Origin of the sequence: Brachybacterium vulturis (assembly GCF_043641765.1) — a bacterium.
Classification (GTDB): domain Bacteria; phylum Actinomycetota; class Actinomycetes; order Actinomycetales; family Dermabacteraceae; genus Brachybacterium; species Brachybacterium vulturis_A.
Window position 1 is genome coordinate 117,939 of sequence record NZ_JBHZRO010000007.1, and the last position, 17,362, is coordinate 135,300.

At 71.0% G+C, this 17,362-nt stretch carries 17 protein-coding genes; 4 read left to right on the forward strand and 13 right to left on the reverse strand.

What is annotated here, in order from left to right:
• Positions 1 to 3 precede the first annotated feature (3 nt).
• From ACHUEU_RS07360 to ACHUEU_RS07380, 5 genes are all read right to left on the reverse strand, one after another.
• Entirely contained in the window at positions 4 to 1,368 is a 1,365-nt protein-coding gene (locus ACHUEU_RS07360; protein WP_394215266.1) for a Dyp-type peroxidase, read from the reverse strand.
• Complete coding sequence (efeO, locus tag ACHUEU_RS07365) at positions 1,365 to 2,693, reverse strand: iron uptake system protein EfeO (RefSeq protein WP_394215267.1); 1,329 nt, start codon at positions 2,691 to 2,693, stop codon at positions 1,365 to 1,367. Before efeO ends, ACHUEU_RS07360 begins: the two co-directional genes overlap by 4 nt.
• A 61-nt stretch (positions 2,694 to 2,754) precedes the next feature.
• Positions 2,755 to 3,630 carry an iron uptake transporter permease EfeU gene (gene efeU, locus ACHUEU_RS07370; RefSeq protein WP_394215268.1) on the reverse strand — a complete coding sequence of 292 codons (876 nt, stop codon included), beginning with the start codon at positions 3,628 to 3,630 and terminating at the stop codon, positions 2,755 to 2,757.
• Between the two features lie 194 nt (positions 3,631 to 3,824).
• The gene (locus ACHUEU_RS07375; protein ID WP_394215270.1) at positions 3,825 to 4,721 is read right to left on the reverse strand and encodes an alpha/beta fold hydrolase; all 897 of its coding nucleotides are present in this window, start codon (positions 4,719 to 4,721) and stop codon (positions 3,825 to 3,827) included.
• Positions 4,711 to 7,044 (reverse strand): sodium-translocating pyrophosphatase, encoded by a 2,334-nt coding sequence (locus ACHUEU_RS07380; protein WP_394215271.1) that lies wholly within the window; start codon positions 7,042 to 7,044, stop codon positions 4,711 to 4,713. Before ACHUEU_RS07380 ends, ACHUEU_RS07375 begins: the two co-directional genes overlap by 11 nt.
• A 287-nt stretch (positions 7,045 to 7,331) precedes the next feature.
• On the opposite strand from ACHUEU_RS07380, the gene ACHUEU_RS07385 reads away from it, so the two are divergent.
• On the forward strand, positions 7,332 to 7,541 hold the full coding sequence (locus ACHUEU_RS07385) for a dodecin (protein ID WP_394215273.1): 210 nt from the start codon (positions 7,332 to 7,334) through the stop codon (positions 7,539 to 7,541).
• 47 nt (positions 7,542 to 7,588) lie between these two features.
• Here ACHUEU_RS07385 and ACHUEU_RS07390 read toward each other — a convergent pair whose 3' ends face one another.
• The 3 genes from ACHUEU_RS07390 to ACHUEU_RS07400 form a co-directional block, all read right to left on the reverse strand.
• Complete coding sequence (locus ACHUEU_RS07390) at positions 7,589 to 9,598, reverse strand: TRAP transporter permease (protein WP_394215274.1); 2,010 nt, start codon at positions 9,596 to 9,598, stop codon at positions 7,589 to 7,591.
• Between the two features lies 1 nt (position 9,599).
• A complete protein-coding gene (locus tag ACHUEU_RS07395) occupies positions 9,600 to 10,604 on the reverse strand; it encodes a TAXI family TRAP transporter solute-binding subunit (RefSeq protein ID WP_394215276.1) in 1,005 nt (334 codons plus the stop codon).
• A 250-nt stretch (positions 10,605 to 10,854) separates the two neighbouring features.
• Positions 10,855 to 11,169, reverse strand: coding sequence for a 4a-hydroxytetrahydrobiopterin dehydratase (locus ACHUEU_RS07400; RefSeq protein WP_394215277.1), 315 nt, complete (start codon positions 11,167 to 11,169; stop codon positions 10,855 to 10,857).
• 115 nt (positions 11,170 to 11,284) lie between these two features.
• On the opposite strand from ACHUEU_RS07400, the gene arfB reads away from it, so the two are divergent.
• The 3 genes from arfB to ACHUEU_RS07415 all read left to right on the forward strand — a co-directional run bounded on the left by arfB (position 11,285) and on the right by ACHUEU_RS07415 (position 13,293).
• Positions 11,285 to 11,725 (forward strand): alternative ribosome rescue aminoacyl-tRNA hydrolase ArfB, encoded by a 441-nt coding sequence (gene arfB / locus ACHUEU_RS07405; RefSeq protein WP_394215278.1) that lies wholly within the window; start codon positions 11,285 to 11,287, stop codon positions 11,723 to 11,725.
• 72 nt (positions 11,726 to 11,797) lie between these two features.
• Complete coding sequence (locus tag ACHUEU_RS07410; protein ID WP_394215279.1) at positions 11,798 to 12,382, forward strand: 1-acyl-sn-glycerol-3-phosphate acyltransferase; 585 nt, start codon at positions 11,798 to 11,800, stop codon at positions 12,380 to 12,382.
• Positions 12,383 to 12,447: 65 nt separating this feature from the next.
• Positions 12,448 to 13,293 (forward strand): DUF3152 domain-containing protein, encoded by an 846-nt coding sequence (locus tag ACHUEU_RS07415; protein ID WP_394215280.1) that lies wholly within the window; start codon positions 12,448 to 12,450, stop codon positions 13,291 to 13,293.
• A 164-nt stretch (positions 13,294 to 13,457) separates the two neighbouring features.
• Here ACHUEU_RS07415 and ACHUEU_RS07420 read toward each other — a convergent pair whose 3' ends face one another.
• The 5 genes from ACHUEU_RS07420 to ACHUEU_RS07440 form a co-directional block, all read right to left on the reverse strand.
• Complete coding sequence (locus ACHUEU_RS07420) at positions 13,458 to 13,760, reverse strand: hypothetical protein (protein ID WP_394215281.1); 303 nt, start codon at positions 13,758 to 13,760, stop codon at positions 13,458 to 13,460.
• Positions 13,761 to 14,349: 589 nt separating this feature from the next.
• The gene (locus tag ACHUEU_RS07425; RefSeq protein ID WP_394215354.1) at positions 14,350 to 14,955 is read right to left on the reverse strand and encodes a response regulator; all 606 of its coding nucleotides are present in this window, start codon (positions 14,953 to 14,955) and stop codon (positions 14,350 to 14,352) included.
• A 20-nt stretch (positions 14,956 to 14,975) separates the two neighbouring features.
• The gene (locus ACHUEU_RS07430) at positions 14,976 to 16,136 is read right to left on the reverse strand and encodes a sensor histidine kinase (RefSeq protein WP_394215282.1); all 1,161 of its coding nucleotides are present in this window, start codon (positions 16,134 to 16,136) and stop codon (positions 14,976 to 14,978) included.
• Positions 16,133 to 16,609: a DUF6069 family protein gene (locus tag ACHUEU_RS07435; RefSeq protein WP_394215283.1), complete on the reverse strand. Its 477-nt coding sequence runs from the start codon at positions 16,607 to 16,609 to the stop codon at positions 16,133 to 16,135. Before ACHUEU_RS07435 ends, ACHUEU_RS07430 begins: the two co-directional genes overlap by 4 nt.
• Positions 16,610 to 16,818: 209 nt before the next feature.
• Positions 16,819 to 17,259, reverse strand: a complete 441-nt coding sequence (locus ACHUEU_RS07440) for a YtoQ family protein (protein WP_394215284.1) — start codon at positions 17,257 to 17,259, stop codon at positions 16,819 to 16,821.
• Between the last annotated feature and the right edge of the window lie 103 nt (positions 17,260 to 17,362).

The window sequence follows — 17,362 nt, forward strand, 5'->3', positions numbered from 1 at the left end:
CGATCAGCCCAGCAGCGCCTGCCCGAACATGGTGTCCTTCGCCCCCACGCCGGGCAGCACCACGAACATCGCAGAGGCGACGTGGCGCAGGTACTCCTCGAGCGCATCGGTGGTGACCATCCGCTCCAGGATCGGGAAGAAGGACTCTCGCGGATCACGGACGTAGGCGATGAAGAACAGTCCGGCATCGATGCGCCCCAGCGAGTCGCTGCCCTCGGTGTAGTTGTAGCCGCGGCGCAGCATGCGGGCACCGTGGTTGCTGTGCGGGGAGACGATGCGGATGTGGGCGTCGCGCGCGATGGCCGGCCCGCCGTCCGCGGTGGCGGCGAAGTCCGGCTCGATGAACTCATCGGTCCCGGCGCTCGGGTCGGCGACCGACAGCGGCGCACCGAAGCGCTTGTCGCGCCCGATGATCTCGTGCTGCTCGATCAATCGCAGCCGGTCCCAGGTCTCGAGGTTCATCCGGATCTTGCGGATCATCATGTACGAGCCGCCGGCCAGGCGCTCCCCGCCGGAGTCCGCCCGGTCGATCCACACGTGGCGCCCCAGCTCCTCGGCGCCGTCCTCCTGCTTGAGATTGCTGGTGCCGTCCTTGTACCCGAACAGGTTCCGCGGGGTCTCCTGCGTCGTCGAGGTGGAGGAGGTGCGCCCGTATCCCATCTGCGTCCATCGCAGCGCCGCGGTGCCGACGGCGATCCGGGTGAGATTGCGGATCGCGTGCATGGCGACCTGCGCATCGTCGGCGCAGGCCTGGACGACCAGATCGCCGTCGGAGCGTTCGGCCTGCAGCGCTTCACCGGCGAAGCGCGGGACGCCTGCGGCCAGGGCCTCGGGCATGCGCTCCGCGATCCCGAAGCGGTCCGCTCCCTCGGCATCGACGAAGAAGGACCGTCCCACCCCGACGGTGATCGTCACGGACGAGGCGGGGTATCCCCAGGCCTCGCCGGTATCGCGCGGGACCGCCTGCAGGTCGGCGAGCGGGGTGCCGCCGACCAGATCGCCGGTGCTCATCTGCTCAGCGGCCACCAGCCACTGCTGCATGAGGCGGCGCACCTCGTCCAGATCCGTCGTGGTGACATCGAAGGCGGCGGTGAACAGGTAGTCCTGCGCAGGGGTGGTGATGCCCTGCTGGTGCTCGCCGCGCAGGGGGTGGGAGCGGTCCAGCGGGTCGGCCGCGGCGGCCTCCTCGGCGCCGGCCCGGGCGCCGGCGAATCCGCCGAGCATCCCGCCGGCGAGGATCCCGGCGCCCGCCGCGCCCAGCAGGCCGCGGCGACCCACCGAGCGCGGTGCCGGGCCCTGGCCGTCCGCTGGTGCCTGCGCGGTGCCCGGCTCGATGTCGGAGGTCTCGTGATCGTGTCGCCGGGTCATGACAGCACCACGGCAGGCACCTGCGCGAGCTGGTCGGCCAGCGCGGTCACCGCCACGGACAGGTCCCGCTGCGCGTCGGTGTAGTCGTTGTCGTCGGGCGCCTGTCCGGCATCCTCCTGGACCGTGGCGATCGTCGAGTAGTCCACGTAACGAGGGGTTCCGTCCTCCCACTCCCCGGCCTGGTGGATGGAGAGCTCCTCCTGCACCGCGGTGAAGGAGGCGGCGATCTCGCGGGCGAGGGCCGGATCCTCCTTCTCGACGATCTTCTGCACGTTGCCATAGGCGACGCGGGCGCCGTCCAGATTCGCCTGGAAGTCGTCGAGGTCGGTGTGAGAGAAGGTCTCCTCCTCGCCGACGATCTTCCCGGTGGCGACCTCTTCCATCAGGGCGCCGGCACCGAGGGTGACGTCCTCGAGGGTGACCTCGAACGGACCCGAGGCGGTGTCCTGTACTCCGGTGACCAGGTCGTAGAGGGTCTGGGTGTCCTCCACCAGCTGATCGGCGACCCGCTGCCGGCTCGCGTCATCGGGGAAGTCGAAGGCCTCGTCGTCGCTGAACAGATCGGCCTCGATGCGATGCCAGCCGGTCCACCCCGCCAGCAGCTCGGGATCGGTCACGGCGATGCCGGCCCCGGCGGAGAGGTCCTGGATCCGCAGGTCGAGGGCGGCGTCCAGATCGCCGGGCTCCTCGATGCCGAAGGCCTCGGCGGTCGGCTCGATCCGCTCGAAGTGGCGGCGAGCCAGCACGTACAGGTCCTGGGCCTGCTCGGTGTCGCCGGCGAGGTAGGCGGCGCGGAAGTCCTCGGTCGCGGCCAGGAGCTGGCCGGCCTGGTCCTCGATGTACGCGGTGTAGTCCGTGATCGCCTCATCGCGCAGCTTCTGGATGTCCTCGTCGACCGCGAGGGCCTCACCCTCGGTGACCGTGAAGGGGGTGACCCCCACCAGCGCCCCGACCATGTTCGGTTTGCAGGCCGTGAAGTAGTCGCCCTGCTCGAGCCCGGTGGTCAGCTCGACGGTGCTGCCGGGGCCGATGTTCTCCTTCTCGGTGACGATGCGGAGCTTGTCAGAGGCCAGGATCTCGAACTCGTTGGGCACGGTGTCCTCGTTCGTGATGGAGAAGATGACCACGCCGGAGGGGGTCTGGGTGCCGGCGACCTCACAGCCGTCGTCGGTGACGGTGACGGCGACCGGTCCGGCGCCGGCCTGGGTGCCGGCCCCGTTCGCGCCGGAGGAGGGATTGTCGGTGCAGCCGGCGGCGGCCAGTGCGATCACGGCGGCGATCGCGAGCGGCCGGGTCACCGTGCGCATCAGGGAGGTGCGGGTCATGGTCGGACTCCGGAAAGGTATCGGGGGCACCCGAGGGCGCGGACTGAGGGGGACGTGATGGTCAGACGGCGGCGGTCGCGGGGACCGCGGCCTCGCGGACGGGACGCGGGGCGCCGGCCCGTACGCGGCGGACGAACAGGAAGGTCACCGGGACGGCGTACAGCAGCCAGGCGACCACCTGCAGGACGTTGGGTTGCACGTTGACCTGGAACATCGCCTGGCCGACGACGTACAGCCAGTACACCGGGGAGGTCGTCGCGGGCAGCAGGGCCGAGACATCCCAGGCGTAGGTGTACAGGCCCGGCAGCACGCCGGCCTCCTGGAAATCACCGATCCCGTAGGCGACGATCCCGGCGGCGATGAGGATCAGGAAACCACCGGTCCAGGTGAAGAAGCGACCCAGGTTCAGGTGCAGGGCGCCGCGATAGAGGAGGATGCCCAGCACGATCGCCAGGGCCAGCCCCACGAGGAGCCCGGCGGTGGTCGCGGCGACGGAGTTCTCGACCGAGGACTTCACCGTCGCCCACACGAACAGCGCCGTCTCCAGGCCCTCACGGCCGACGGCGGCGATCGCCACCAGGGCCACGCCCCACCCGGCGCCGTGCGCCAGGGCCCGGTTCAGCTCCCCCTCGAGGTTCTGCTTCTGCCCGCGCGCATGCGTGGACATCCAGAAGATCATCCCGGTGGTCAGTGCGACGGCCAGCAGGGCGAGCGAGCCGCCGAGGATCTCCTGCGCCTGGAACGTGAGGGTCTTCGGGCCCCAGGTGAGGACGGCGCCGAGCAGCAGCGGGAGCGCGGCCGCGGCGGCGACGCCGATCCACAGCTTCGGCAGCACATCACGGCGCTGCGACTTCACCAGGTAGGCCACGAGGATGCTCACCACGAGCGTCGCCTCGAGCCCCTCGCGCAGTGCGATCAGCAGATTCCGGAGGAACATCGGGTCTCCGGGGGTGGATGGCGTGGTCGTCCCGAGGATCCAGGGGATGCCGGGGGGCGTGACGACGAGTGCCGCGCAGCGATACTAAGGGTATCCTCAGCGATTTGTCGAACGATGGTGTTTCGTAAGTCGGCTCCTGCGGGGTGCTCTCGATCCCGCCGCCGCGGACGCGACCACCCTGGCCACCGCGTGCATCAGCGGGCTGTGCTGCCTGAGGGACGTCCGGCGGCGGGGCCTGAGCGGGCACGGCTCCCGTCTAGCCCGGATGAGGACTCGGGAGGTGTCACTGCGGCGACGCCCGCCTGCTCCCGCAGGAACGCGGCCGTGGCGACGGCGACCTCTTCCGGATGGGTGAAGGACACGGAGTGGCCGGCGCCGGGGATGCTCACCGGGCGGGCCTGCGGGAGGAGCTCGAGCAGCCAGTCGTGCACGGTCGTGAACAGTGGTCCGTTCTCCGCGCCCTCGAGGTAGAGGACGGGGCAGTCGATGCGCGCTGCTCGCGCGGGGTCGAGCGACCAGTCCAGCAGGGCGGGGATGTCATGGGCGAAGAAGGCGGAAGCATCCCGCTCGATCCGTCGGCTGATGCCGGGGATGACGCCATCGTACGCCGCACGCCAGTCCGGGCCGTCCATGCCGCCCAGGAAGGTCTCCAGCGCGGCGTCGACGCCTTCGGACTCGTAGATGTCCATGAGCTGCCGATTCACGGCCAGGAAGCGCTCGCTGCCCGGCGCGAGAGCCGGAGGGGGCTCGATGAGGACCAGGGACCTGACCCGTCCGGGATGGGCCAGGGCGAGTTCGAGCGCGAGGGCGACCGAGTAGCTGTCGCCGAGGACGTGCGCGCTCTTCGCCCCGAGGTCATCGAGTACCGTCGCGGCCTCGGCGGCCTCCCGGGCGAGAGAGCCGGGGCCCTGCGCGGGAGGGCTCGCACCGTAGCCGCGCCGATCGTAGGTCAGGAGCCGGAAGTGGTCGCCCAATACCGGCTGCCGTGACAGTGGCACCAGGTGTTGGGCGGACAGCGCGGTGCGGAGCAGCAGGAGGGGTTCCCCCGCTCCGTCGGACCAGACGTCGAGTGCGCCCGGGTCACGAGCCATCGGCGCTGCCGCGACGGTTGGTCTGCTGTTCGGGCTCGCCGGCGGCCTCGATCGCCGGTTCGTCCTCGGTGTCCAGCACCACGCCGCGGCGGATGGAGATGGTCACCGCCACCGCGATCGCGGCCACGGCCACCCCGGCGATCACGTAGCGCAGCGGGTTCGCGTCCCCGCTGAGCGCGCTCATCCCCACCACGGCGGGAGCGATCAGCACGGCCACCAGGTTCATCACCTTGATCAGCGGGTTGATCGAGGGACCGGCGGTGTCCTTGAACGGATCGCCGACGGTGTCGCCGATGATGGTGGCCTCATGGGCGGGGGAGCCCTTGCCGCCGTGGTGGCCGTCCTCCACGATCTTCTTGGCGTTGTCCCAGGCGCCACCGGAGTTCGCGAGCATGATCGCCATCAGCACCCCGGCGGAGATGGCGCCGGCGAGGTAGCCGGCCAGGGCCGGGGCGCCGAGCCCGAAGCCGACGGCGATGGGGGCGGCGACGGCGAGCAGGCCGGGGGTGGCGAGCTCCCGCAGCGAGTCGCGGGTGACGATGTCGACCACGCGCCCGTACTCCGGCTTCGCGGTGCCCTCCATGATCCCGGCGATCTCGCGGAACTGGCGACGCACCTCGTAGACGACGGCGCCGGCGGCGCGGCCGACGGCGCTGATCGCGAGCCCGGAGAACAGGAACACGACTGCGGCGCCGATGATCACGCCCACGAGAGTCTGCGGGGAGAAGACGACGGACTGGTCCAGGAAGGCCTGGTACCGGTCACCGAGCACCTCGCGGATGGCGTCGGTGTAGGAGCCGAACAGGGCGGTCGCGGCGAGCACGGCGGTCGCGATCGCGATGCCCTTGGTGATCGCCTTGGTGGTGTTGCCGACGGCGTCGAGCTCGGTGAGCACCTGGGCGCCCGCGCCGTCCACATCGCCGGACATCTCGGCGATGCCCTGGGCGTTGTCGGTGACCGGACCGAAGGTGTCCATCGCGACGATCACGCCGACGGTGGTCAGCAGGCCGCAGCCGGCCAGGGCGATGGCGAACAGCCCGGCGATCCCGGAGCCGCCCAGCAGGAAGGCGCCGAACACCGCCGCGGCGATCACCAGGGCGGTGAACACCGCGGATTCCAGGCCCAGCGAGAAGCCGGAGAGGACCACGGTCGCGGCGCCGGTGCGGGAGGTGCCGGCGACCTGGCGCACCGGCCGGTCCTCGGTGCTGGTGTAGTAGCCGGTGAGGTAGAGGATCAGCACGCCGAGGGCGATGCCGATCGCGACCGCGCCGGCGGCGATGATCCGGGGGTCGTCGACGGCGGCGGTCGAGTCCTCGATGCCGAGCTCGGCGAAGCTGCCGGGCAGATAGACGAACGCCGCGACGGTGCACAGCACGGCGGAAATCACGGCCGAGTACAGGAAGGAGCGCCGGATGGTGGTCAGGGCGCTCTGGCCGTCCCTGGGGGTGGTGAGATAGATGCCGATCAGGGCCGTGAGCACCCCGATCGCGGGGACGATCAGGGGGAACACCATCCCGGCCTCGCCGAAGGCGGCCCGGCCCAGGATGAGCGCAGCGACCAGGGTCACCGCGTAGGACTCGAAGAGGTCAGCGGCCATCCCGGCGCAGTCGCCCACGTTGTCGCCGACGTTGTCCGCGATGGTCGCGGCATTGCGGGGATCGTCCTCGGGGATGTTCTGCTCGACCTTGCCCACCAGGTCGGCGCCGACGTCGGCGGCCTTGGTGAAGATGCCGCCGCCGACGCGCATGAACATCGCCACCATCGCGGCGCCGAAGCCGAAGCCCTCCAGCACCAGTGCGGCGTCGCCGCCGAAGATCAGCACCACGATGCCGGCGCCGAGCAGGCCGAAACCGATCGTCGCCATCCCCACGCAGGCGCCGGTGCGCACGGCGATGAGCATCGCCGGATCCCGGCCCGCCTCGTGCGCCGCCGCGGCGACCCGCACGTTCGCCCGCACCGCGAGCCACATCCCGAGGTAGCCGATCAGGCCGGAGAAGGCGGCTCCGACCAGGAACGCGACCGACCGAGCTCCGCGCAGCAGCATCCCCTCGCCGCCGGTCGCGCCGTGGGTGGGCAGCAGCAGGAGCAGCAGGAAGGCGATGACGGCGAAGACGCCCAGGGTGCGCAGCTGTCGGCGCAGGTAGGCCGCGGCGCCCTCCTGGACGGCAGCGGCGACCTCGTTCATCGAGTCGGTACCCGTCTTGGCCCGCAGCACCTCGGTGCGGAATCTTAGCGCCATCGCGATCGCGATCAGGGAGATCACGACGATCACAGCGACCGTGGTGAGACTCGCCGCGGAGAGGGTGATGGCTTCCGGGGTCATGAGGGCCTCCGCACGTCGTCGTGGTTCTGGGTTCCTTCATCGGGCCGCGCTCGCCGCTGAGCGCGCCATCCTGATGCGGGCACCTTAGCCGTGATCGTTCCCCGGTCATACCCTTTCGGCGCAATCCAGGGGCGAGGGTCCTGGTCGCGGTGCCCCGAGGGCTCGTTGCAGCACCACGCCGGCGCGGTGGCCGTGCCGCCTGGCCCTGGTCTCTGCGCCGCCTGCGGCGTAGCGTGACCGCACCGAGCCCGTGGGTCCGGCCCCGGGACGACCCTCAGGAGGTCACCATGGCAGGCCACGTCTACAACGTCACCGAGATCGTCGGCACCTCACCGGAGAGCAGCGACGATGCGGTCAAGAACGCTCTCGCCCAGGCGGCCAAGACCCTGCGGAATCTGGACTGGTTCGAGGTCCAGTCCATCCGCGGCCACCTCGAGGACGGCTACGTCGCCGATTGGCAGGTGACGATCAAGATCGGCTTCCGCCACGACAGCTGAGACGTCGTGGCGGATCCGGGGCCGGCCGCGCGCCGCGTCGGCGCCGTTCAGGCGGCGACCGGGGCGGCGCCGCGGTCGCTCCGGTGCCGGCCGCGCCGGATGAGCTGCAGCACGATCACGGCTGCCGCCAGGACGATGCCCACCACCGAGATGACGATCCACGGATAGACCATCATCACGCCGCCGACGACCAGCAGCACCCGTTCGAGCTTCGTCGCATCCGTGAAGAAGTAGCCGGCCAGGCCGGCCGCGATCGCGACCATGCCCAGGATCACCGTCAGCAGGGCCGGGATCAGCTCGGCGACGGTGCCTGCGAGCAGCAGCGACGGCTCCAGGACGAACACGAACGGGATGAGGAAGCCGGCGATCGCCAGCCGCAGCGCGGTCACGCCGGTCCTCAGCGGATTGGAGCCCGCGATGCCGGAGCCGGCATAGGCGGCCAGGCAGACCGGCGGGGTGACGTCCGCGAGGATCCCGAAGAAGAACACGAACATGTGCGCAGCGATGACCGGCACCTCGAAGTTGTTGATCAGGATCGGCGCGGCGACGGTCGCGGTGACCACGTAGTTCGCGGTGGTCGGCAGGCCCATCCCGAGGATCAGGCAGACGATCATCGTCATCAGCAGCACCAGCAGGAAGTTGCCCTGGGCGATGTCGATGACGGCGCTGCCGAGCCGACCGCCCAGGCCGGTGCCGGTGACCGTCCCGGCCACGATGCCGGCGGTCGCACAGGCGGCGATCACGGGCAGCGCGGTGCGGGCGCCGGCCTCGAGGGTCTGCACGATCCCGGTGAACGAGAGCCGGGTGGACTTGCGCAGGAAGCTCAGGGCGAAGGCCACCCCCACCCCCCACAGCGCGGCACGCGCCGGCGAGAAGCCCGACAGCATCATGAACACGATGATCACCAGCGGGGCCAGCAGATCCAGCCGCGCCAGGATGCTCTTCCAGCCGGGCAGCTCCGCGGCGGGGATGCCCTGGATCCGCATGCGCTTCGCCTCGAAGTGCACGGAGACGAACGCCCCCAGGAAGTAGAGGGCCGCCGGGATGATCGCGATGACGATGATGTCGTTGTACGGGATCCCGGTGTACTCCGCCATGATGAAGGCGGCGGCGCCCATGATCGGCGGCATGAGCTGCCCGCCCGTGGAGGCGGTGGCCTCGGCGGCGCCCGCGAAGTGCGGTCGGAACCCGGCCTTCTTCATCAGCGGGATCGTGAAGGATCCCGAGGCGACGGTGTTCGCGACCGACGAGCCGGAGATCATGCCCTGCAGGCCGGAGGCCGCCACCGCGGCCTTCGCCGGACCACCGGTGAAGCGCCCGGTGAGGCGGAAGGCCAGGTCGTTGAAGAGCAGACCGATGTTGGTGCGGATCAGCACCACGGCGAACAGCAGGAACAGGAAGATGAAGGTGGAGGAGACCTGGATGGGCGTTCCGAAGATGCCGGCGCGGGAGGTGAAGAAGGTGCCGACCGCGAAGTCCTGCCAGGATTGGCCGACGATCACGGTCGAGTAGCCGATCGCCGTCAGGCCGATGATCACGATCGGCAGGCCCACGCAGCGCCGGGTCGCTTCGAGCGTGAGCACGATGCCCAGGCTGGCGACCACGTAGTCGAGGGTCTCGAACCCCATGATCTGGACGATATTGCTGGTCAGGTGCTGGTACCGCACCACGATGTACAGGTTGACCGCGAGCGCGACCAGGGACAGCACCACGTCCCACCAGGGGATCCCAGCCCTGCCGCCGCGACGCTCTGCCGACGTGCCCGCGGGGTACAGCAGGAAGATGATCGAGGTGGCGCCGGCGAGGTGGATCGCACCCTGGATCAGGGAGGGCCGAGAGCCGAAGATCCCGGTGTAGAGGTGGAACAGGGTGAGGGCGATCGAGAGACCTCCCACCCCCCAGGCCCACGGACCCAGCTTCGTGCGGACTCGGCTGGAGGCGTCGTGCTCGCGCAGCAGCTCCTGGGCTCTCGCCTCGGCCTCATGCTGCGCCTTCTCGTCCGCGTCGACCTCGAGAGAGGAGGCTCCGGGAGCGTTCTCGGGGTCCTCGGCGCTCATCTCAGAGCAGCCCCTCTTCCTCGTAGTACCTCTCCGCGCCGGGGTGCAGCGGGACCTCTCCCTGACCGGTCAGGGCGAAGTCGTGGGCGATCAGGTCGCCCTGCGGGAGGGTGATGGTGTCCGCGAACTCGAAGGTCGCCTTGGTGATCTCGTAGCCGACCTCGGGGCTGACCTGTGTGGTCGAGGCGAGCAGCGCCGCGGCGACCGAGAGGGTGGTGACCGGCTCCTGGAGGAACTCGTACGCCTCGGGCTTGATCGTGTAGACCTCGTAGAGGCTCTCGCTCGCGACCTCGTCGGCCTTGTCCTGCTCGAGCGAGACCAGCTTGACGTCGTTGGTCGCGGCGAGGTCGCCGAGCGAGCCGGTCGGAGTGCCGACCACGAACACCGAGGCATCGATGTTGTTGTCGCGCAGGAGATCGAGCGAGCTGGAGAAGTCCTGCTCGAACTTCTCGTAGTCGTCCTCGCCGATGCCGTAGGCGGTGAGGATCGCGTCGGAGACCGCACGGGTCCCGGAGCCGACGTCGCCGACGGCGATCCGCTTGCCCATGAGATCCGCCGGGGACTCGATCCCGTTGCCCTCGAGCGTGACGATGTGGGCGGCCTCGGGGTACAGGCCGGCGATCCAGCCGATGTTGTCGACCTGAGCGCCCTCGAACTCGCCCTCGCCCGTGACCGCCTTGTTGGCGGTGTCCGACTGGGCGATGCCCAGCTGCCATTCGCCCTGGAAGATCTTGCCGATGTTCTCCACCGAGGCGCCGGAGTCGGTGTAGGTGACCGTGATGCCGTCGATGTTGTCCTCGTAGATGGTCGCGTACTCGCCGCCGAGCGGGTAGTACACGCCACCGGTGCCACCGGTGCCGAAGGTGAGGTCGGTGACGAAGTCACCCTCGCCGCCTCCGCCTCCGCCGCCGCCGTTGCTGCCGCCGCCGTCATCACTGCAGGCGGCGAGCAGGCCGAGGGCCGCCAGGGGGCCCAGCGTCGCAAATGTCCGTCGTCCGATTCTCATTGTGCGCTCCTCTTCGTCGAGGTCGTCCAGACCACGCTCGTGCCGGTGCCCGTCGGCTCCCCCAAGGGGTCACTGCGGGCAGGATGGGCCCATCCCACCATATCCAGGGCGTGTGGCCACCACTTCTGGCGCCCGGCAAGGCAACGGTGCAGTAACGGTCCGCGCTGCACGACCTCCGCGACAGCCTCGGTGCTGTCGTGCGTCCCTCCCGGGCCCGTTCCCCGTGCCGGGACGAAGCACGCAGGAGAGGTCAGGCGGAGGTCGCCGCGACGTCGAGGGCTGCGGCATGTTCGCTGATCCGGTGTGCGAGAGCGAGGTCGCGAGAGGTGATCCCGCCGACGTCGTGGCTCGAGAGCGTCACGGTGACCTCGGGATAGGTGAGGGTGAGATCGGGGTGGTGGTTCGCCTCCTCGGCGGATGCTCCGATGCGGCCCACGAGATCAAGGCCGGTCGCGAAGTCACCGGTGGCGAAGCGCGCGGTGAGCGTCTCGCCGTCCTGGCGCCAGTCGGTGAGCGCGGCGTCGGCGATCTCGTCGGGGGTCAGGGTCTGCTTCGAGTCAGCCATGCCTCCATCGTGCCCGTGTCGGGGCCGCGCGGCTACCCCGTCACCAGAATGTCCCCGTCATCCCCGCGGTGCGCGTCCGCCGCTGTCGCGCATCGCGGTCGGCCACACTGGGGGCATGGACGATCTGCGGGTGACCCCCGGCCCTGGCGCGCCGCGCGGCCTGCGGGTGCCCGCCGCGGAGCTGTCCGAGCAGTTCTCCCATGCCTCCGGCCCCGGAGGCCAGGGAGTCAACACCACCGATTCGCGGGTCCAGCTGAGCCTGGACCTGGCCACCACCACGGCGCTGGACGAGGTGCAGCGCCCGCGCGCACTCGCCCACCTCTCCGGGAAGCTCGCCGGCACCGTCCTGACCGTCACCGCCGCCGAGCAGCGCTCCCAACGGCAGAACCGCCGCGCGGCGCGTGAGCGTCTCGCCGCCCTGCTGCGCGAGTCGGTCGCTCCCCCGGTGGTGCGTCACGCGACCCGTCCCAGCAAGGGCTCGAAGCGTCGGCGGCTGGAGGCGAAACGACGGCGGGCGGCGCTCAAACAGACGCGGCGCCCGCCCGGTTCCGAGTGATCCGCGCCGCTGATCCGCACCGGCCCGCGGATTCCGCGCCGTGGAGCACCGCCCGTCGCCTAGGTTGAGCGCATGCTCCGTCGCCTTCTCGCCCGCGCTTTCTGGGCCGTCGCCCCCTGGCAGCTCGTCACCGAGCCCGCTCCGCGTCGTCCCGCCGTGATCATCGGGGCCCCGCACACCTCGAACTGGGACTTCGTGATCATGCTGGCCATCGCCTGGAAGCTGCGGATTCCGATGCGCTGGCTCGGCAAGCACACCCTGTTCACCTCCTGGCGCGGTCCGCTGATGCGGGCGCTCGGCGGGATCCCGGTGGATCGCACGGCACCGCACCGGGTGGTCGAGGAGGTGGTGGCTCGGCTGCACGCCGGCGAGACGTTCGGTCTGGTGGTCACACCCGACGGCACACGCGGAGCGCACACCCACTGGAAGTCCGGCTTCTACCGCATCGCACAGGCCACCGGGATGCCGGTGGTGCTCGGCTACGTGGATCGCACCACCATGAGCACCGGCCTGGGACCGAGCATCGAGCTGAGCGGGGACATCGCTGCGGACATGAACCGCATCCGGGCGTACTACGCGGACAAGGCCGGCTTTCACCCGGGCCAGCGGGTCGAACCGCGCCTGCGCGAGGAGGGCGGGGACGCAGCAGCCGCCTGAGTCCGAGCCGGAGGGCCGTGTGTTCCTGCCGGTCATGGGCGGCGACGTCCCATAACGTGGTGCACGTGTCTCACCCCACAGCGCCCCGCCCGCAGCTCCGGCTCACCCGTCGAGGTCGCCTCGTCCGCTCCGGGCTGGTGCTGCTGCTGGCCATCCTGCTGATCCTCGCGCTGGCTCTCGTCCTCCGCACCCTCGGCGCTGAGGGCGAGTCCGTCAGCGCAGCCGCGTCGACCACACCGTCGGCGACGCCGAGCGACGGCGGCGGGGAGGGCCAGGACGGCAGCTCCGCAGCACGCCTCTCCCCCACCCCCGTGGCCGAGGCAGGCGATGCGGAGGAGGCCGCCGAGAGCGCGGAGATCGTCCGTTCCGGCACCGTCGGCGACGGCACCTGGACCGTCGCCGCCGCTGCCGCCGCCCCTGCCGAGAGCGGAGCAGAGAGCACAGTCCGCACCTACGCGCTGCGCGTCGAGGGCGGGACCGGGATCGGTGCCGATGAGGCGGCGGCCCGGATCGCTGAGGTCCTCGCGGATCCGCGTGGCTGGCAGGACCTCGAGGGGGTGACGTTCCAGCGGGTCGCGACGCTCGAGGACGCCGAGCTCACGATCTCGCTGGCCTCCCCGCCGACGGTCGACGAGCTGTGCCTCCCGGCGAGGACCGGGGGGCTGTGGAGCTGTCGCGTCGGGCCCGACGTGGTGCTGAACTCGGATCGCTGGCTGCACGCCACTCCCACCTATGACGAGCTGAGCGAGTACCGCGCCTACATGATCAATCACGAGGTGGGGCACTTCCTCGGGCACGGCCATGCGCGCTGCGGCGGTGCGGGAGAAGCGTCACCGGTGATGCTCCAGCAGTCCATCGACCTGCAGGGCTGCGTACCCAATGCCTGGCCTGCCGACGAACCGTCCCGCTGAGCACCGCGGGGCACCGCGTCGAGAGGGACGACGGCCCCGTCGGGAGGCCCCCAGGAGTTCGCGCGCACCGATCTCGGCTCCGGCTCCTCGGCCCGCTGTCGGGCGCGGAGGCCCCCGTCCACGGCGATGGCCGCGGTGACGCAGTCCGCGGAGGTGCCTCGCGGTCAGTGCCGGCGCAAGGCTTCTAGCTCGCGCCTGTCACGCTGGGTGGTGCTGACCAGATAGCCGCTGAGGATGACGGATCCGAGCGCCGCGAGAGCGATGAGCACCCAGATGCCCATGTCCGGATCGATCAGCTCGAGCACGAAGACGGCGACCACCGCGAGGACGAGGACGATCGCTTCGACGATCGCGAATCGGATGAAGAACCGGCTGCGCTGCGCCTGCTGTCGGCGGCGCAGCTCGGCCTCACCGGTCTGCATCGCCCCAGCGGTCTGTGCCGGGCTGCGGTCATGGACTTCGCTCATCAGGCCATCGTAGCCACGAGCAGGGGCCTGCGAGAGCCTGCGCGACCGTACCGTTCCGCGCACCGACGACCGCAAGGCCATCCGGGTCTCAGCGAAGCAGGCGCCGCAGGAGCCGATGGGCGCCGCGCCGGCCTGCACGCCTGCCCACGGCCCCCGGCCCGCGCTGTGCGGCCTGCACGTCTCCGCGGATGCGCCGCGCTCGGAGCAACCAGTTCAGCAAGGCGATCTCCTCAGGGTCGACACCGGGACGGTTCGGGTGCCGAGCGTAGCGGTGCCGCGTTGCGGGCGTGCCCTCGCCGACCGACCGATCGCTCTCCGGCGTCCCGGTCTGCTGAGATCGACGGCCGGTCGTCGCAACCGAGCACGGAGTGGATCAGGACGCTCCGCTGCATCCGGGATGCATACCGCGTGGCGTGGGTGCTGACGCCCTGGCAGGACGGCAGCATCCCACTGGAGCGGATGCTGGGCGGCAGGCACGGCCCCGGTCTGCTGCGCGCAGTCCTGCGGGATGGCGCAGGGGTTCCCCGCGGCTGTCTGTATCGGCCAGGCCTCGCACAGTCTCTGCACGGGCTTCCGACCGGCGCCCCCCTCACAGCCAGCCCGCCTCGCGAGCGGAGCGCAGCGCCTCGGCCCGGTTGCGGGCGCCGGTCTTCCCGATGGCGCTGGAGAGGTAGTTGCGCACCGTGCTCGGCGAGAGGTGGAGGGTGGCGGCGAGCTCGGTGATCGGCGCCCCGCCGTCCGCGGCGGCCAGCACTTCGCGCTCCCGGTCGGTGAGCGGGCTGGGCCCTGATCGCAGTGCCTGTGCCGCCAGGCTCGGATCGACGACGGTCTCCCCGGCCGCGATCGTGCGGATCGCGTCGGCGAGCTCCTCGACCGGGCGGTCCTTGACGAAGAAGCCGCGAGCGCCGGCGTCCATGGCGCGGCGCAGGTATCCGGGGCGGCCGAAGGTCGTGACGATGACGACCGCGGTCGCGAAGCGCACCGCCCGCACCTGCTCGAGCACGTCCAGGCCGCTGCGGCCGGGCAGCTCGATGTCCAGCAGAAGGACGTCCGGTCGACGGGCGGCGACGGCGGCGCCCACCTCGTCCCCGCGATCGACCTCGCCGATCACGCGCAGATCCGGTTCCAGCCCGAGCAGGCTCACCAGCGCCGACCGCATCATGGTCTGGTCCTCGGCGATCATCACGGTGATGATCCGCGCTGCCTTCTGCGCGTTCACGTCCCGCTCCGCATCCCTGTCACCGGCGCGCTCACGCCGAGCCGGAAGCCGCCTGCCTCGTGGTCGGCGGCCAGTACGCCGCCGAGCCTCTCCGCGCGCTCCCGCAGCCCGGCGAGACCGGAGCCCGTCGGGGCGGTGGCGCCCTCGGCGGTCGGGCCTGCGGGCCGACCGTCGTCGATGATCTCGAGGGTGGCGACGCCGCTGGCGAGCTCGACGCGGATCGTGCAGCTCCGCGCCGGGGAGTGACGCAGGATGTTCGTGACCCCCTCCCGCACGGTCCAGGCGAAGAGACGGTCGATCTGCGGCGGCAGCACGGTTCGCGTGCCGCGGACCTCCGTCCGCACGCCGCCGTCGCGCAGCGTGCTGCGCGCGGAGTCGAGCTCGTCGGCCAGCACCACTTCGCGGTAGCCGGCCACGGCCTCGCGCACCTCCTCCAGCGCGTTCCGGCCGATCTCCTCGATCCCGCGGGCATGCTCGGCGGTCGCGGCGGGATCGGTCGCCGCGAAGCGTCGCACCGCCTGCGCCTTCACCACGATCACCGAGAGGCTGTGGCCCAGCAGGTCGTGCAGGTCGCGGGAGAACCGCGCGCGTTCCTCGGCCACGGCGGAGCGGGCCAGGTGTTCCCGGGCCGCGGCGAGCTGCACCGTGGTCCGGCTCAGCCAGTCAATGAGGACGGCGCTGAACCCGGCCATGTACGTGATGACGGCGAAGACCAGCGCGTCCGCGAGACGTGCGCTGGTCAGTCCCGCGGCAACCGCGCCGCTGAGGGCGATCCCGCTGATCAGGCCCGGGGCGAGACGGCGATGCACCCCGACGGCCATGGTCAGGGCGAGCAGCGGGTAGAGGAAGACCTGGTGCTCGTCCCAGAGGAGCTGATAGGCGATCACCATCAGCACCGCGACGGCCACGAGCGCCTCCGTGAGCCTCCGCGCACCGGCCCGTCGGCCGATGATCGCGGTCGTGATGTGCACGGCACCGAGCAGGAGCACGGCCAGCAGCTGCAGCACGTCGAGACGCTGTGCGGCCGCGACGACCGGCACCAGCAGCAGCACCGGGGTCCACGCCACGGCATACCAGCGGCCGGACAGGCGGGCGACACGGGGCGGGGCGGGCGCCTCGCAGTCTCGGAGCGGTGCGGATCGGGCGACGGTGCTCATGGGGCCTCCGTGCTCACCGTACGCCCGCCGGTCGCTCGCGGCACGGCGCTGCGGCGGAGTCCCAGGATCAGCGTGCCGCCCATGAGCAGATGCATCAGCAGGAGCACCGACAGCACTCCCCCGGCTGCTCCGGCGAGGACGGGAGGGCCCAGGGACAGCAGAAGCACCACGACCGCGATCACGGTCCACCGGGCACGACCGCGCCGGGTGCGGGCCAGCAGCGCCAGCAGCAGCCACGCCGCGGCGCCGCCCACCGATGCGGCGAGGACGACCGCGCCCGGGCCGACCGTCCGACCGTCCGCGAGGTCGAGGGAGAGATCGCCGACGGGGACGGCGAGGGCCCACACCAGCAGCCCGGCGAGCGCGGCCGCAGCGAGGGTGCCGATGGCGACCGGCAGGCGGATCCGGAGGGCGGCGTCCGAGAACCGCGTCCGTGCGGGTGAGGTGGTCGGGGAGGTGGCGGGATGGTGCATGGTCTGCTCCTGGGGGTCGGCATCCCCACCGGCGGTGAGGGCTGTCTCCGACGCTAGGGAACCGCTGCCCTCACCGGCAGAGCCGGCTGTCCCCGGCCCCGCAGGACATCTGTCCTGCCACCATCCGTGCTCCGTAGCGCTCCCGACGCCCTCGCCCCGCCAGGCTCTGTGCCGAACCGTTCCATACCGGCTGCGGCCGGGCTGCCGGCTCAGGCTTCGAGCACGTACCTCAGCGTCTCCACCACCTGGTCGGTGGTCGTGCACCAGGCCTGGGCCGCGGCGTCGACCTCCTTGAGCGGATGGACGATGTCCTCGTCATGGAGGGTGATGTAAGGGGTGCCCAGCGCGGCGCAGTAGCCGGCATCGAAGGCGGCGTTCCACTGCTTGTACTTGTCCCCGAAGCGCACCACCACCAGGTCACTCTTCTCGATCAGGGTACGGGTGCGGATGGCATTGACCTTCGCGGACTGGTGATCGCGCCAGAACTTGCTGTCGTTCGCGCCGAGATGGTCGCCGGCGGCGTCGCTGGCGGGGTGGTCGGTCACCGGTGCGCTGAAGACCACGTCCAATCCGGCGGCCTCCGCGCCACGCTGGATCTCGTCACGCCACTCGGTATGGATCTCGCCGGAAAGATAGACGGAAAAACTCATGGTCAGGGCTCCTCACGCGGGTGCGAACGGATCTGCTGCTCTGTCGCACCATCCTAAACGTTCAGGCACGCGCCCAGGGGTCGGCCCGAGGGGATGGCGACCC

Excerpts from the sequence above, each read along its gene's own strand:
- ACHUEU_RS07420 (WP_394215281.1), bottom strand. The coding sequence starts at position 13,760 with ATGAGCGAAGTCCATGACCGCAGCCCGGCACAGACCGCTGGGGCGATG.
- ACHUEU_RS07390 (WP_394215274.1), bottom strand. The coding sequence starts at position 9,598 with ATGAGCGCCGAGGACCCCGAGAACGCTCCCGGAGCCTCCTCTCTCGAG.
- ACHUEU_RS07430 (WP_394215282.1), bottom strand. The coding sequence starts at position 16,136 with ATGAGCACCGTCGCCCGATCCGCACCGCTCCGAGACTGCGAGGCGCCC.
- ACHUEU_RS07440 (WP_394215284.1), bottom strand. The coding sequence starts at position 17,259 with ATGAGTTTTTCCGTCTATCTTTCCGGCGAGATCCATACCGAGTGGCGT.
- ACHUEU_RS07410 (WP_394215279.1), top strand. The coding sequence starts at position 11,798 with ATGCTCCGTCGCCTTCTCGCCCGCGCTTTCTGGGCCGTCGCCCCCTGG.
- ACHUEU_RS07360 (WP_394215266.1), bottom strand. The coding sequence starts at position 1,368 with ATGACCCGGCGACACGATCACGAGACCTCCGACATCGAGCCGGGCACC.
- efeO (WP_394215267.1), bottom strand. The coding sequence starts at position 2,693 with ATGACCCGCACCTCCCTGATGCGCACGGTGACCCGGCCGCTCGCGATC.
- ACHUEU_RS07375 (WP_394215270.1), bottom strand. The coding sequence starts at position 4,721 with ATGGCTCGTGACCCGGGCGCACTCGACGTCTGGTCCGACGGAGCGGGG.
- efeU (WP_394215268.1), bottom strand. The coding sequence starts at position 3,630 with ATGTTCCTCCGGAATCTGCTGATCGCACTGCGCGAGGGGCTCGAGGCG.
- arfB (WP_394215278.1), top strand. The coding sequence starts at position 11,285 with ATGGACGATCTGCGGGTGACCCCCGGCCCTGGCGCGCCGCGCGGCCTG.
- ACHUEU_RS07380 (WP_394215271.1), bottom strand. The coding sequence starts at position 7,044 with ATGACCCCGGAAGCCATCACCCTCTCCGCGGCGAGTCTCACCACGGTC.
- ACHUEU_RS07400 (WP_394215277.1), bottom strand. The coding sequence starts at position 11,169 with ATGGCTGACTCGAAGCAGACCCTGACCCCCGACGAGATCGCCGACGCC.
- ACHUEU_RS07435 (WP_394215283.1), bottom strand. The coding sequence starts at position 16,609 with ATGCACCATCCCGCCACCTCCCCGACCACCTCACCCGCACGGACGCGG.
- ACHUEU_RS07395 (WP_394215276.1), bottom strand. The coding sequence starts at position 10,604 with ATGAGAATCGGACGACGGACATTTGCGACGCTGGGCCCCCTGGCGGCC.
- ACHUEU_RS07385 (WP_394215273.1), top strand. The coding sequence starts at position 7,332 with ATGGCAGGCCACGTCTACAACGTCACCGAGATCGTCGGCACCTCACCG.